At 37.3% G+C, this 14505-nt stretch carries 14 protein-coding genes; all 14 read right to left on the reverse strand.

Annotation, left to right across the window (positions count from 1 at the left end; genetic code table 11):
• Positions 1-10 precede the first annotated feature (10 nt).
• Positions 11-1654, reverse strand: a complete 1644-nt coding sequence (locus AC6CHJ_RS10430; RefSeq protein WP_498288376.1) for a distal tail protein Dit — start codon at positions 1652-1654, stop codon at positions 11-13.
• The gene (locus tag AC6CHJ_RS10435) at positions 1651-6585 is read right to left on the reverse strand and encodes a phage tail tape measure protein (RefSeq protein ID WP_498288377.1); all 4935 of its coding nucleotides are present in this window, start codon (positions 6583-6585) and stop codon (positions 1651-1653) included. Before AC6CHJ_RS10435 ends, AC6CHJ_RS10430 begins: the two co-directional genes overlap by 4 nt.
• Positions 6586-6782: 197 nt before the next feature.
• Positions 6783-7109 (reverse strand): phage tail assembly chaperone G, encoded by a 327-nt coding sequence (gpG, locus tag AC6CHJ_RS10440; protein WP_498288379.1) that lies wholly within the window; start codon positions 7107-7109, stop codon positions 6783-6785.
• A gap of 57 nt (positions 7110-7166) precedes the next feature.
• Positions 7167-7751 carry a major tail protein gene (locus tag AC6CHJ_RS10445; protein ID WP_498288381.1) on the reverse strand — a complete coding sequence of 195 codons (585 nt, stop codon included), beginning with the start codon at positions 7749-7751 and terminating at the stop codon, positions 7167-7169.
• 2 nt (positions 7752-7753) lie between these two features.
• Positions 7754-8137 carry a DUF3168 domain-containing protein gene (locus AC6CHJ_RS10450; RefSeq protein WP_498288382.1) on the reverse strand — a complete coding sequence of 128 codons (384 nt, stop codon included), beginning with the start codon at positions 8135-8137 and terminating at the stop codon, positions 7754-7756.
• Positions 8134-8535, reverse strand: coding sequence for an HK97 gp10 family phage protein (locus AC6CHJ_RS10455; RefSeq protein ID WP_498288384.1), 402 nt, complete (start codon positions 8533-8535; stop codon positions 8134-8136). Before AC6CHJ_RS10455 ends, AC6CHJ_RS10450 begins: the two co-directional genes overlap by 4 nt.
• Positions 8532-8924 (reverse strand): phage head-tail adapter protein, encoded by a 393-nt coding sequence (locus tag AC6CHJ_RS10460; protein ID WP_498288386.1) that lies wholly within the window; start codon positions 8922-8924, stop codon positions 8532-8534. The genes AC6CHJ_RS10455 and AC6CHJ_RS10460 overlap by 4 nt, the downstream gene beginning before the upstream one ends.
• A complete protein-coding gene (locus AC6CHJ_RS10465; protein ID WP_498288388.1) occupies positions 8908-9207 on the reverse strand; it encodes a phage head-tail connector protein in 300 nt (99 codons plus the stop codon). The genes AC6CHJ_RS10460 and AC6CHJ_RS10465 overlap by 17 nt, the downstream gene beginning before the upstream one ends.
• Positions 9208-9215: 8 nt before the next feature.
• Positions 9216-9383: a hypothetical protein gene (locus tag AC6CHJ_RS10470; RefSeq protein WP_498288389.1), complete on the reverse strand. Its 168-nt coding sequence runs from the start codon at positions 9381-9383 to the stop codon at positions 9216-9218.
• Between the two features lie 23 nt (positions 9384-9406).
• The gene (locus AC6CHJ_RS10475) at positions 9407-10558 is read right to left on the reverse strand and encodes a phage major capsid protein (RefSeq protein WP_498288391.1); all 1152 of its coding nucleotides are present in this window, start codon (positions 10556-10558) and stop codon (positions 9407-9409) included.
• A gap of 15 nt (positions 10559-10573) precedes the next feature.
• Positions 10574-11269 (reverse strand): head maturation protease, ClpP-related, encoded by a 696-nt coding sequence (locus tag AC6CHJ_RS10480; RefSeq protein ID WP_498288393.1) that lies wholly within the window; start codon positions 11267-11269, stop codon positions 10574-10576.
• Entirely contained in the window at positions 11269-12417 is a 1149-nt protein-coding gene (locus AC6CHJ_RS10485; RefSeq protein WP_498288394.1) for a phage portal protein, read from the reverse strand. Before AC6CHJ_RS10485 ends, AC6CHJ_RS10480 begins: the two co-directional genes overlap by 1 nt.
• Positions 12418-12450: 33 nt before the next feature.
• On the reverse strand, positions 12451-14130 hold the full coding sequence (locus tag AC6CHJ_RS10490; protein WP_498288395.1) for a terminase TerL endonuclease subunit: 1680 nt from the start codon (positions 14128-14130) through the stop codon (positions 12451-12453).
• A complete protein-coding gene (locus tag AC6CHJ_RS10495; RefSeq protein ID WP_498288397.1) occupies positions 14127-14441 on the reverse strand; it encodes a hypothetical protein in 315 nt (104 codons plus the stop codon). Before AC6CHJ_RS10495 ends, AC6CHJ_RS10490 begins: the two co-directional genes overlap by 4 nt.
• Positions 14442-14505: the final 64 nt, after the last annotated feature.

A 14505-nucleotide genomic window follows, 5' to 3' on the forward strand; every position in this document is an offset into this window, starting at 1 on the left:
TATACACCTCCTAATACGATGTCGGCCTGTAAGTAACCGACCAATCTAATCCTTCGCTAAATGCTATTTCTTCGGTTAAATTACCATGAAGTTTAATCCAATCCGTTCCAATGGCCAAAGTATCCATCCACAACATGCCGTTCTTGTAGACACGCCCCTTTTCACAATCAATCACAATTTCATCTCCAGTGAAAATAATAACTTCTGGAGCTGTATTAATTACTTCTGTTTGAGTGATAATATTTATTTTTTCAACTTTTAAATCACAAAAAGCTAAGTAGTTATTGCTATAGGATTGTCCAATGGCGTCTTCCCTAATATCATGCTTTGCCGCAACTAAACCAAATCCAGCAAGCTGACCTGTAAAGGTACCTTTATCATCTACCCAAGTCATTTCATTTCGCGACATTTCATTCCTTGTTTTTGGATCTAATGAAACAATTGTTGCGATAAGCCGCTGACCATTCTTTTCAAGAATCATATATCCATAGAAATCACTATATTTATTTTCTCCAGACGTCTCATTCACAGTTTCCGTTATAGTTTTGTATGTGTAAGTCACTTTCCCTTTTTTGTCGGTTTGCTTTACTTTTTTCTTACCTTTAATGGTTATTTTCTTCTTCTTTGCATTTATAGATTTTGCTTTAAATTCACCAACTGTTTTAGTGGTACCGTCTGCACGAAAAACTTGCACATATGCTGACTGCTCTGTACCTTTACTTGTATCTTTTATACTCAATTTGCCGATTCGCTTACCTGTTGTATCAAGCAAATATAATTCAAGCTTAGTCATAGAGCGATGGTATTTAGAAATGGATTGAATACGGAAAGTAACACGCCAATTGGTTAATGCTGCAGTAAGCATGTATTTAAGCCCTGCTCCATACCAATAATCATTAGCAATTTGTTTTGTACCAAATGTATCAACCTCAAAAGAATCTTTTCCTTGTTTGAAATAAGAACCTTTACCGATATGCCCACCTTCAACTTCCCATGAAACCGTATCATTTGAAACACGTTGCCATAAGCCTAAATTCTGTGCGGTATCATGCAGAATAGTTTCATATTTCTTAATAGGCGTCTCACCAGTTTCTACATTGACCTCTCCTCCACAGTAAACATATTGGTCTTTCGTGCTCACACCAATTTCAGTTAAGTTTTGTTTCGCTATCGCTCCAAATATAGGGTAAATTTCTTGCTCGCCTTTTGGCGTGAGAAGTAAAGTACTACCTTTAACATCGATTTGTTCTTGATCTCCATACCGATACGGATCACTACAGGTGAATGTTAAAGTCGTTTGTAAGTCATAGCCTTGTAGCCTGCTATAGTCACCTATTTCAGTGAATGAACCATAATACACCCAATCAGGCATATCATCGAAATATAGTTCTTTCTCGACGTTTGTATCTTGAATGATATAGTTTTCCAAAGCCCGGCGTTTATCTTCTTGTTCTCGTCGTGTGGAAGCCATAATCGTAATACTTATTGCAATTACTCGCTCGCCTATTGTATTGCCATAAAAAAGGACACCCCTTCTGGCTGGAATGTCCTGTGTTACTCTCGATAATTGTGGAGCTTGTGGAATACTATCGTTGATAAAAATATCGAGCGATTTAAACGATACGCCACCATATATTATTGACATTGCACTCATATTGTAGGCATCCCCCTCGCTCTATTTTTCCTTTGTTCTTCTTTGTTTTTATAACTATTAACCATTTTAGCAAGGACACGACCATCTACAATTAAATCGGTATTCTTAGCTAATATTTGTGTTAATAAATCAATCTGTTGTTGCATCATGTTCATTTGTTGGGTAAGCAATTTAACTATGCCACTTTCCTCCACAGTTGATGATGAGGAAGAAGAATTGTTTCCTAATAAGTTCTGTGCAGCATATGCCAATAAATCTAAGGCTCTACTACGCATACCAGGTCTAGGTTGCAATGGAATCATTACTTCTTTTTTATTTCCTTCGCCCACCATAGCTAAATGTTGCTTATTGATAATACCGCCATCTTCATACTTAGCACCCGGCCACGAAGAGATATGAACATGATTCATGTGTCCGGTTGCCCAAGAAGGTTTTAAACCATTACCATATTTCCGACCAAACACGGTATTATCACCGATTGTATAAGCAACTCCTGGCAACATAGAAGCCCATTTCGCAACAGCTTTATAACCACCATTAGACCCGAAACCACTCAAGTCAATGGCTGCATGTCTACCATGATCATAAGTGTCACCTGGTCTATGTCCACTTGTCACAACTAACCCTCTACCAAGTGGAGAGCTCATTACTTTTTGAGCGATTTGATACAAAGAATCATAAACGCCCCATTGGTTGGTAACAGCGGTATTACCTAGTGTAATATCGCCACCCATTGTTCCAAATAGGCCTTTAAATGCTTTTAACGTTTGCTTCTTAACCCAGCCAGACATTGTACCTGCAGTCCACTTATCCATAATTTTAGGGAATTTATTATCGAAGCTAAAAGCATTCGTCAACTTATCCCATGCAAATTTTGGTCCCTTCATTACAAAGTCAAATGCATCTAGTGCTTGGTTTTTTAAATACCCTACACCATCTTTTACGAAGTTACCTGCACCTTTAAGTGATTTTTTAAACCAATTGTCATCACCAGTTCCATTTTTGAAGGCAGGGAAGTTGTATCTGCTAAGAATATCTTTTGTTTTGTCATGTGGAAGAACTGCTGAACCGCTTGGTAAATCTAATACTTGAGGACCACCTACACCAAGTAACGAATAACCTCGGTTCGGTATATACGATAGTTCCGCGCCTTCCTCACCGACTAATGCAGTACCACCCTTATGCTTACCTTGATAGGTTCCTTTTGCATAAGTAGCATATGGTCCCTTAGATTTAGCGTTATATGCAGGTGCTTCAGAAGCTTTTTTGCCACCAAAGAAACCCGTTAACCAATCCCATGCGCGCTTGAAGAACCCTGTAAAACTACTCCATGCTTTACCTATACCACTTGTCTCTTTTTGAGCATTTCTAATATTGGTTTCTTTTTGCTCTCTTGATGCCTTAGTTGATTCTCTTTTTTGTGCTTTGGCATGTTTGATTACACCATTTCTCTTGTCTTTCGCTTGATTAATGGTCTTTTCTTTTTCTTTACGTGCATCGTCCACAATCTTTTTATACTCTTTGTCGGTTATAACGCCAAGCTGATCACGTTGAATCTTTGCATATGCAACTTTTTTGTTAAATTTCTTTTTAGCTTGTTCTACTGTTTTGTCGTGTTCTTTTTTAGCAGCATTGATAGTATCATGCATTTCCTTAGTCGTAATATCATAACGCTGTTTACTGCGCTGTTTATTAATAAGAGTCAATTCTTTCTCACTATGAGCAGTATTTCTAATCTTAGCGTTATACATTTGCTTATTGATACGAGTAACATCTGCTTTTTCCTTGCTATTTAAGGCTCTTTTCTCCTTAGATGCTGTACTCATAATTTGATTGATACGTTCATTGCTTTTGTTTATCTTATCAATCTCATCTTTATGTTTTTTATCTAAGTTAGCGAGAGCTTGTTGTTTTTCTTTATCAGATAATGATTTGTTTGAAGCTAAGGCTTTTTGTGCTTCTACACGCTCTTTTTGTTGACGCTCTTTAATTGTGGAAAGCACGCTATTTTTCATATCAGTGAATTGCTTAACGGTATCATTTTTGATTTTCTCGTTGATCACCGTATTAGACATCATGATTTGATTTAACTTAACTTTAGCGCCACGATATAAAGCGTCATATTCCTTCAGAGCTGATTTAGTAGATTTATTTATCCCTTTGATATTTAAAGATAAATTTGCACCTTTCTCGGCATCTCTTCTTGCTTTTTTTAGGGCCTCTTCTTTTTTATCTCGCTTGTCAAATGCTTGGCCGATAGATGAACCGAGTTTATCGCCAGCTATACCTCCTGCTATACCTCCAACCACTGTTCCAAGTGCAGTACCAAAAACAGGAACAACGGAGCCAATAGCAGCTCCTAGTGCCGCTCCTCCAGCTATACCTCCTACAGAACCTCCAAGAGATCCTCCAATCGATTGTTTAGTTCCAGATCCGCTTGCTACTTCATAGACTAGTGAGCCAAGCCCTGCAACCGCACCAATAGCTCCAGCACCTTTTACAAACTTTAAAGCCTTTGCACCTTTACCGATCTTTTGAGCATTCTTAGCCGTCCTACTTCCAGTAGTTACAACCTCATTTGGTAATACTGTAGCGCCTTTTACACCTTTTTTACTCCTACGACCAATAGTAGCAACATCGCCACCTCTTGCCGAATTGTTCCTTTGTAAGGCTGCAGTATTTGTATTTAAAGCATTTGTTTCAGCATCTAATGCTAATCTACTAGCTTCTGTTTTACTCTTAAAACCACCTAGGTTAATTGCGCCATTAGATAAAAATTTAAGAATACCTGCTCCACCTTTTGCTAATTTACCGAAGCCTGTATATAATCCTCCTAATCCTAATCCAAGCAACCCTACGCCTACACCTAGTGTTGTAATCCCTACGCTGACAGCAGCACCTCTAGCAATAAATCCTTTTGTACTGTCATCTAATTTGTTAAACCAACCAGCAAGTTTTTCTACAGATTCTGCGCCTTTTACCACAAGTGGTATTAAGTTTTCTCCGAAGGCTGAAGCCGCACTATCAATTTCACCTGTCATGCGTTCAATTGATCCTTTTAAGGTATCCATTTTAGTTTTAGCAACGTCATCTGCTTTAATTTTGTTAATGGCTACGCCCATCTCATCAAATGCTTTAGCACCTGATTTAGAAGCAATCATTGCGGCACGAATAGCATCCGAACCGAACATGATATTAAACGCATTAATTTTTTGTTCTTTGGATAAGTTCTTTGTAGACTTTTCTAGGATGCCGAATATTTCGGTCATGGATCTAACATTGCCCTGTTCATCATAAAAGGCAGAAGATAAAAAGCCACTAGACTCTCTCAACCTATCTGTCTCTTTAGCCAAATCTGCTTTGGAAGCACCGGAACCTAATTCTTGTTTTGCCAACTCATGGAAAGCCTTTTCCAAATCCGGTATAGTACGAGATGCAGGTTTAATTCCTTTTTCAACTAAGTATTTATAACCTGCTGTGGTATTAGTTGTTGAAATCCCTAAATCCTCCATGATTGTTGCTGCTGCTTGGGTTTGTGGAGATAACCTCATAATCATGGTTTTTAAGGATGTACCCGCATCAGAACCTTTAAGTCCATTTTGAGCAAAAACCGCTAAGGCATTATTAGTATCTGCAAAGCTAAACCCAACACTAGAAGCGACACTAGCCACCATAGAAAGGGAATAACGCATTTCCTCCACAGATGTGGCAGAGGCATTGGCTGATCCTGCTAATAAATCGGCAGCTTTAGCCATTGATATTCCATCATCTCTAAATGAGTTCAAAACTGTGGAAGAGATTTCTGCTGCATCGCCTAATTCAAGTTCACCTGCTGTTGCAAGTGATAAGGCAGAACGCAGTCCACCACCCATAATAGCTTCTAAATCAACACCAGCTTTAATTAATTCTTGCGCACCTAGAGCAACTTCCTTATTGCTGTATTTAGTTTCTACGCCTAAATCTTTAACCAACTTAGTCAAAGTTTTTCCATATTGTGTCCATTCATATGGTGCCATTAAAGCTTTGATATCTGCCATTGCTTGTTCAAAGTCGGCAGCTTGCTTAATGGTATAACCTAGACCTAAACCCCCAGCAGTAGCTATCGCTCCAAAGGTAGAAGTAATATCTCTTCCTGCATCTTTAACTCTGTTGCCTGTTTCAATAGAACGATCAGATAAACCTTTCAGTTTAGCTTCTGCTTTCCCTAAGTTATCCGCTAATTTCCCCATTCGAGGACCCACAGTGCCTACTTTTCGATTAAGTGAATTAAAGGAGTTGTCTAATTTCTTTTGTTCTTCCACAAGGGATTTATATTTACTTGTTGCTTCTACAACTCTACGATCATGCTCACCAAATTCTTTCGTAAGCTCATCTACTTTTTGTTTCTGCAACTCAACTATTTGACGGTGTTTATTGCTTTGTTCACTTAGCCCCTTGAGTTTTTCTTTCTGCGCGGAAAAAGCTAGTCCGCTCTTTTTCAGACTCGCTACATTATCATCGGTTGATTTTTTCAGCTTAGAAAATTCATCTTCTAAATCCTTTGTGGAAGCCTTAAAGTTTACCATTTCAGCTTTAGCATTTTTAAGTTGCTTTTCCCAAGCACTTTGACGTTGAACAGCTGTATTGATTTCTTTGTTTAAAGCTTGTATCGCTTTAGAACTTTCGTCTTCAGTTTTCAGTGCTTCTTTTCGCTTTTTATTTAACTGCTCAATGCGCTTTTCGTTTAACGACATGACTTTATTCAAGCCTTCAACTTGCTTGCCCAATGCCCCATACTTATCATCAGAATTGTTCAATACAGCTACGTTTGCTTTCATTTCACGTTCTGCTGACTTAATTGAACGATTGACTGCCGTTAGCCCTTTGGTGAACTTCGCGGAGTTGAGATCCATTTCAATTATCATTTTCCCAAGTGGTTGGTTTCCTAACAATTTGTTTTACCTCCTTTCTTATGAGATTGACTTTACAAAGTCCGCTAAATCTATTGTTCGTTCTTTCTTCTTATCAGATGTATTTAAAATTTCCATTAAATGATTAAAATCGGCATTCATAATATCCATATAACTCATGCCGCCTTGCATAAGCTGTTTGACTAGTCTATTGATATCATCTAGATATTCTTGAGCACTTAATCCAGTTCCGCCTCCGTCTCCACGTCCTGCATCATCTGAATTAGAAGTTGAGCCTTTTTTTCGCTGTAACCCAGCACTTTGTAATAAATTACATACATCCTTTGCATCAATTCATGAGCTTGTATTCCTTCTAAAATTTCATCAGAATTAATATCAAATAAACCTGCTACAAAATTAACTAAAGCTAATGTTTGTTCTACTTCATCTTCATAAACTTCATTATTTAGTTTCAATGCAGCAATTAAATTTTTACTACTTACCCATTCTTGCGTATGAGTTTTAACTTCTTTCGTTTTTGGATTCGTTAGTTCTAATGTGTACATTTTCATTCCTCCAATTTTAAATAAAAATAAAAGCCCTCCAAAACGGAAGGCTACTGCTTAACCTACTGGCACTTCAGGTGTATAACCTGGGAATGCATAGGCCATTAATTTCGCTTTCAATTCTGAACCAATACCATGAGCAATTGTTTGTCCATCATCATTAGCGACACAGTCCATGGTTAAAGTTTCAGCATCTGGTTCTGGTTGAGTATCCTCGATAGTTCTAAGTGTTACATCACCTAACGCCATTTTTCCTTTTAACAAAGAAAACAGTACTGGATCTCCGTTCGCTGTAGAAGATTCTAAAATGGCAGCTACATATGGAGGTTCAGTATCTTCACCAATTAGTGTAAAACCATCTGTATGTTTTTTACGACCAAGCACTGCATCTAGCATTTCTTCTGGAATGTCCAAAATACTAATATCCGCTTTAACGTCCCCTGTTCCTTTTTGGGAAATATAGTAAGGTACATTGGATGCATGAACCTTTACAGATTCAGGTGAAATACCAGAAATAGTTGCTTCTGTTGTACCGCCTTTCCCAGCTTTACCTTCCACAATAAACATCTTGTCTGGCACGATTTGACCTGTCTTATCTAAAACAGCAAATGTCGCACGTTTAAAACCTACTTTAATACCCATCTTTACAACACCTCTTCTTTTATAGTGGCTTGGTATCGCCTTGCGTCTACATAGCGTTTAGTTTCTTTGAAATACTCGTCTAAACCATCGCGCAATTGACCAAAACCAAGTTTTTTCATTTCATTTCTTATTTCTGTTTGGAGCATTTTTGTTAACAATCGATTGGTTGTCTCTACATCAATTTGATATACATATTCGAAAGCATGATTTTCATTGCTTGCATATACAGTTGGAACAGGCACATCTAAGGGATCAATTACAATAAATGGCTTTGTGACATCGCCTGTTTCGGGATATTCATAGAATTTAATTCGATCTTTGCAGTTTTCTGCGATAACGCTATTCGTCATGAGTTGGTTATAAATCAACATCAATACATCTGTCATAGCTTTTTCTTAAACTCACTTTCTACGGCATTAGAAAAGGCTACTTTGCTATTATCGATTGCTCGACGTACAGCTCCGTAGCCCTCTGGCTTATGTTTTTTTCCGTCCCGTGTATAACCAAACTCGTTTAAGTGTACTAATCGATAACGCTCCATAGGCCCATTCCAACCAACGATAATATTTTTATATCCATGACGTGAATTTACTCTACCAATTGTGATTTCTTCCACAGTTGCGCCTGTATCTTTAAACTTTGTTAGCTCGCTTGAGAGTTCTTCTGCTACTTCTGTTGCTCCAGCCTTTAATGCTGAATTTTGAACACGTTCTAATGCAGACTCTGATAATTGCTTCTTTAAGTTTCTTTGAATAGCGTCTATTCCTGTGATTTTCACACTCATGTAATCACCGCCAATAAAATGGTTATTAAATCGTTTTTAGAAATGTGTGGACGAACATCAAAAACATTAAATCGTATATCTTTGAAACGATAATCATCCAATTCAACATAATGCTTTGTATCAGGATAATACTCACCGAATGTATCGCGGATATTGATTGTAACTGCATTTTTTGTATTTATGACTTTCAGCTGTTGATCTTCATGTCCTGAATTTAAGATGTCGATATCCTTAGCACTAGCCGAGTATACTTCAGCAAAACACTCATAAAGAATATTCTTTTCCGCTTCACCTGGCTCTGGTCCTTCATGTGGAAGATAACCAAAAAACATAACTGGTGTCCGTAGTTCGCCACTACCAGTCTTTTTTTCATTAAATTGTGGTTTCATCTACTAACACCTCACTTGGCGTGTATAGCTCCAACGCTAATGATGTAATTTGACTAGCAAAGTTATCATTGAAATATTCTACTGCATCGTTATAGACATAGCGTGAACGCTCAAATACTAGCTCTCTAGCACGTTCATTTTCATAGACATCAAATTGACCGCACTTTGCTTTAACGTCCTCCACAGAAGCCGAGAGGATGTCTTTTAAGGTATCATCCTCACTGCTATGTGAAATCTTCATACGCTTCTTAAATTTGATAAGCAATTCATCTGTGATTGTCATTCAATCACCTACTTTTTATCTTTGTCAGGTTCATCTGCGCGTACTAAAAAAGAGTCGTCGAGGTTTTTTTCTACCTCTTCGGCTCTTTTAACCGTCATTTCGATTTCTGTATTAGCTTTATATACTTCATTCGTATGAATATCGCGGAAAGATTTTTTCACTTTATATTTAACCATTCTGAATACCTCCTAGAATATTTTTATCCTGCTGGAATAGTTTCTGTTTCTAGCTTGTACACAGCAGCCACATTATTGTCATCTGGCTTCCCGAAAGCGAAAGTTTTTGCAGTATATAAATTGCAATCTTCTAAAGCAAGTGTTTGATCAAACTTACGTACTTGAACACCGCCTGCACGGTACATGTTATAACGATTGTTTACAAACGCTACAACTTCACCTTCAGCAGCAAATTCTGATTCCACTACACGCAAACTAAATGGTAATGCTGTGATAAATGCCCCCAATGAATTTTGAATAGTATATTGCGCTTTAATACCCCATGCATCAGCTGGGTTTACTAAAAGGACTACACGGCCAGAAATATTGATTGATTTACCGTTTTCTTTTGTAGATAGGCCTTTCATAAGTGCTGCCAATTCTGTAATTGTAGTTTTAGAATCCGCAAATGTTAAAGTGCCAGCTACAGCTTTTTTAGCGTAGCCTGTTGTTGGATCAACTGGAGCTTTTAAATCGCGAATTAAACCAATTGGTTCATATTTGTTTGGTCCAGCACCGTTGATAATTGTATTTTCTAATGCCACTGCAAAAGTTTCTTGAATTTGTGTACGTACGTAAGCTTCAATCCAAGCCGGCCCAACGTCTTCTAAATCCTTCGCCAATACAACAAATGCTGTTAATTTGTTTTGACCGAAGTTTTCTTCGAAGAAGTTTGCATCTAATTGACCTTTGATTTCTCCGAAGATTGGTCCCCATACTGCAGCACCCTCTGGATTAGAACGAATTACACGTGTACGAATCCCTGAGTTGACCGTATTTATTTCAGATAACAATGGATGTTCAGAAGTTAAATCTTCAAAAATACGATCCACTGTTGTTTCCGGAAGAATTAAATCATCTTCAAAGCCATTTGAATGCACTACTTGATTGAAGAACTTACTTTCTTCAGAAGTTAATGCATTAACACCACGATTAACTAACACAGCTTGATCATTATTTTCTGCTTGTACACGATTAGAAATTTGAGTAGTAAGAGAGTTTACTAACTCGTCTTGCATTGTGTTCCATGCTGTTTCCACTTGCTCAGGTGTTGCATTTTCGTCCTTTGCAATAGCTGCATATGCTTTCTTTGCTTCGTCATACGCTTCAGTATGATTTTTTAATTTGATTACCATAAATGTTTCCCTCCATTAAAAAATGAACCCATGTTTTTTCGCAGCAACTGGTACTGGAGTAGGTTCATTAGTCTTTTCGTTTTTAAGTTGTTCGATATCATTTTTCAATTCACCAATCAATTGCATAAGCGCTTCATCATTACCTTTTGGTTCTTGCTTATGAGCAACAATGTTGTTGTTGAATGCTTTTGCTTTATTCTGGAACAGTTCAGATTCAACCGTTTCTGGATCAGCATCAAGGATTTCATCGATAAACCCAAGCTCTTTTGCTTTGCTTGCAGATAAATAAGTTTCTTCATCTAGCAACTTTTCAACTGTACTAGCCTCAACTCTATGAGTATATGAAGCTAAAACAGATTCTCCGATACTCTCTAAATCATCCGCTGCTTTACGTAGTTCTTTAGCATTGCCAGCAACAATAGTCCAAGCGTTATGAATCATTAATTGTGAATTTGAATACATTTTGATGTTATCAGCACCCATCGCAATAATTGATGCTGCACTAGCTGCAATACCAGTGATTTCTACAGTCACATTACCTTTATGGCTCCTTAAAGTGTTCATTAGGTCAATACCCGCGAACACGTCACCACCATAGGAATTGACTTGTAGCTCAATATCTTCATCTTCTTTAATTGACTTCATTTTATAGTTAAAATCCCAAATGCTCGAATTCCAACTTACAATATCACCTTTGATTTTATGTTTCATCACTTTTCACCTCCTTCCACAGTTGAATCAACTGTTTGATAGTTTTTAGTTAGAACATACTTATCTAGTTCTGGATCATCAACACGTTCATGACCAAATTCTTCACGAACATCATTTCGAGAAAAGCCGCCACTTGCAACTAATTTATCAACTGCTTCTGCATATTTAATAATGTCTTTATCAGTTACCCCACGACCTTCAAACTTTTCTCCGTTCATGTAATCTTCTCTTTTAACACACTTTGCATTTAATTCATCCACAATCTTTTTAGTTAATGGTTTAATACAAAATTCGATGTAAGAAGTCATTGCGTTTTCTAAGTCAGCAACATCACCATGAACAAGGTTTGTTGGGATTCCTAAAATATCTGATACATCATCAATCAAAGCCCGTTTCACTTTTTCAATCTCTTCTATAGTTGGACCACGTACAGATCCATTAGAATATTCGGTGTAGGTAATCCCTTTAAATAATGGGAAGATGGCAGTTACGCTAGTTTTAACTGCTTTCATGATGTTATCAATAAAGGTTTGTGCTTTTTTATTTTCTTCATCATCCATCTTTTGTTGTGAATCGAAATCAACTGAGCCGCGAATTTGATAACTACGTCTACTCGCATCTATAAGGGAGCCAAATAGATTCGCATAATCCTCAATTAAACCATTCATGAAATCAGTAAGCTTTTGATTGTTGTAAGTAAGGTACATTACTTCATCCATGTTCCAAGTAAGATTATTAAAAGTGAAATTCTTAACTGTGACATCCTTAAATGTATCTGCATACAATGCATATTCATTTCTATAAAAAGAATCAGCAAGCAAAAGTTGCCCTTGATAAGGAATGATTAGAACTTCATTATCTCTAATCAACTTACCAATAACCGCTTGCCAAAAATCCGATGCAGAGGTATCTGTATTAGGCCGAACATTTAAAATGTAATCCCAATCATCTTTTAACCGTTTCTTATTTTTCTTGTGGCGAAAATCCGTTTGAGACATTGTACGCCCAATAAAATTTATGCAGGTTTCAAGAGCAATTTCCTTTAAATAAGTACGCTGTGAACTTTCGATGATGAATTCATAATCGGCTAACCAACGAGCTTCCTTTGCTTCACTATTTCTCTTTAGCCAGTTTTCCAAAATACCCAACTTCTCACCTCCTTTCTTCCACAATTACAGCTATTAGAATGATAATGAATTAAGGAAGTCTAATGCTCCTCCGATGTCTGTATCAAGTATTTCATCCGCCCTGTACATTCCATGAACAAAACATTGGAAACCATCTGTTTTCCGCCTAATTGGTTCTTTCTTTTCATACGTTTTATTTCCTTGCTTATCAATTTTCACAAGGACATTGTTTGTATACCAACGCATTAGTGGATTGTCACCAAAGATGATTTGACGATTAGCAAATGCAGTTTCAATACGCGGGGCCAACAACGAATGAATAGCCCGCGGGTTTCGGATAACCTCTACTTCAAAACCGTTATCTTCAAATTCTTTGCGTAAAAGTTCGAGACGGAAGTTGTCCGAAATAATCTTTTTGATAGTGCAGTGTTTACGTTGTTCAACAAACCAACCAACAACTTTTTTCACATCAATAGTTGGCTCGTCCAAAACCGTAAGGAGCCCCATTTCTTCCCACTCACGAATTGGCGCGAATTTTTCTCTCGTTTGTTCATCTGGCTTTCTTGAATAACCATAATATTTGTCCACAAACTCTTTACGGACAAATGAATGTGTTTCAAAGCAATAGTTCTCACCATCTCGGAATAACAAACCATTTGCAGCAAAGTCACGTATGCTCGCAAAGTCTACACAACCAATAGCTTCTTTATTTTTATAATCAGGTAAAGGTCTGTTCGTCGCTTCGATTTCTTCCCATTTAGCCACTGATTTTTCTAAATCAACTACTGGCAAGTTCATACGTTTTGTTACAAACTCTTCGTATGTGGAAGGATCATCTTGCAGGTTCTCATATTCCTCATAAATCGTGTCATATAAGGTTACTGCATATTCACCGCGAGGCTGGCACAACATCGGATTAGCTTTTTCCCACGTCTCTGGATTGTTGATCTCATCTTCATTATCCAGTTTGCAGATGAAGGGGAAGATTGCATTGACCCTTGCTTCACCTTTTAATACTTTTATGGCTAGATCTTTCATGCTGTCTAAAAAGCCATCGCGCACATATCCATCTGTACCAATATAAAACTCTCTCGGATTGGCTTTCTTACCTAAACCAGATATATGAACAGCTACGTCTTTATTGCTCTCATATTGGTGAATCTCATCAAATACTACAGCACCATCTCGCAAACCATCCTTTGTTTCACCATTGGAAGTACGATATTTCAAAATGGCATTTGTTTTATTAGATAAAATCTGTGTCTTAGTACGCTTAAACATCTTACCTAGCGCACCACCGCGGCCAATAGCGTTGTAGACTTCATCAAATGATGTTTTAGCCTGTTCTTCACTATTGGCTACGAGTGAGATATTGTAATCCGAAATGCCATGCAACGGGCTAATCATGAAATTGACAAGCGCTGAAATCTTACCGTTCTTACCAAAACCACGTGCCACCAACCATAAACTTTTCCGATAAAAAACGCGCCTATTTTCTTTAAAGAACAAGAAAACAAACGCGTATAGAAATTTATCTGTAGGTGTTAATGTGAAATACCATTTCTCCGTAAACTTAATGGCATTTTCAATCATTTCATCATCAAAAAATAAATCATCCCGATTGAATATGTACTTCTCCAGATAATCAATCAGCATGATTCGTTCTTCATTTAATTTTATTTTTCCATCTCGATACAGTTGGATATATTCAAGTACATATTTATTTACAATCAAATTAAACCATCTCCTGGGTCTTCCACAACTGGGGTAGATGCAGCAGTACCTTCATTAATAAAGTTGATTGTTTTTTCTAACGCAATAATTTGGCCATTAATTTTAATTTTTTCATTTAGCAATGGATGACTTTTATTGAAACGCTGCGAACCATTTTCGGTTATCTGCGATATACCTTCCGCTTCAATCTTTTCATCACACTTTTGTAAATCTTTCATAAAGCCAATCATGCGCTCAACTTTATTAATTTCCAATAAATCATCTTGATCAATGCGGCTCAATAGCTGCTCTTTCATTTTTTCTAAATCCATAAGTTACACCCCCTCCCCCCTATAGCCCCCTAACGTACGCGATAAAACGAAAAAATTTGGACAG

This window comes from Rummeliibacillus sp. GQ308 (assembly GCF_059759115.1).

What these genes read in the sequence shown, in the direction of transcription:
- AC6CHJ_RS10480 (WP_498288393.1), bottom strand. Translation starts at nt 11,269, where the DNA reads ATGAAACATAAAATCAAAGGTGATATTGTAAGTTGGAATTCGAGCATT.
- AC6CHJ_RS10475 (WP_498288391.1), bottom strand. Translation starts at nt 10,558, where the DNA reads ATGGTAATCAAATTAAAAAATCATACTGAAGCGTATGACGAAGCAAAG.
- gpG (WP_498288379.1), bottom strand. Translation starts at nt 7,109, where the DNA reads ATGTACACATTAGAACTAACGAATCCAAAAACGAAAGAAGTTAAAACT.
- AC6CHJ_RS10430 (WP_498288376.1), bottom strand. Translation starts at nt 1,654, where the DNA reads ATGAGTGCAATGTCAATAATATATGGTGGCGTATCGTTTAAATCGCTC.
- AC6CHJ_RS10465 (WP_498288388.1), bottom strand. Translation starts at nt 9,207, where the DNA reads ATGACAATCACAGATGAATTGCTTATCAAATTTAAGAAGCGTATGAAG.
- AC6CHJ_RS10460 (WP_498288386.1), bottom strand. Translation starts at nt 8,924, where the DNA reads ATGAAACCACAATTTAATGAAAAAAAGACTGGTAGTGGCGAACTACGG.
- AC6CHJ_RS10445 (WP_498288381.1), bottom strand. Translation starts at nt 7,751, where the DNA reads ATGGGTATTAAAGTAGGTTTTAAACGTGCGACATTTGCTGTTTTAGAT.
- AC6CHJ_RS10455 (WP_498288384.1), bottom strand. Translation starts at nt 8,535, where the DNA reads ATGAGTGTGAAAATCACAGGAATAGACGCTATTCAAAGAAACTTAAAG.
- AC6CHJ_RS10450 (WP_498288382.1), bottom strand. Translation starts at nt 8,137, where the DNA reads ATGACAGATGTATTGATGTTGATTTATAACCAACTCATGACGAATAGC.
- AC6CHJ_RS10495 (WP_498288397.1), bottom strand. Translation starts at nt 14,441, where the DNA reads ATGGATTTAGAAAAAATGAAAGAGCAGCTATTGAGCCGCATTGATCAA.
- AC6CHJ_RS10470 (WP_498288389.1), bottom strand. Translation starts at nt 9,383, where the DNA reads ATGGTTAAATATAAAGTGAAAAAATCTTTCCGCGATATTCATACGAAT.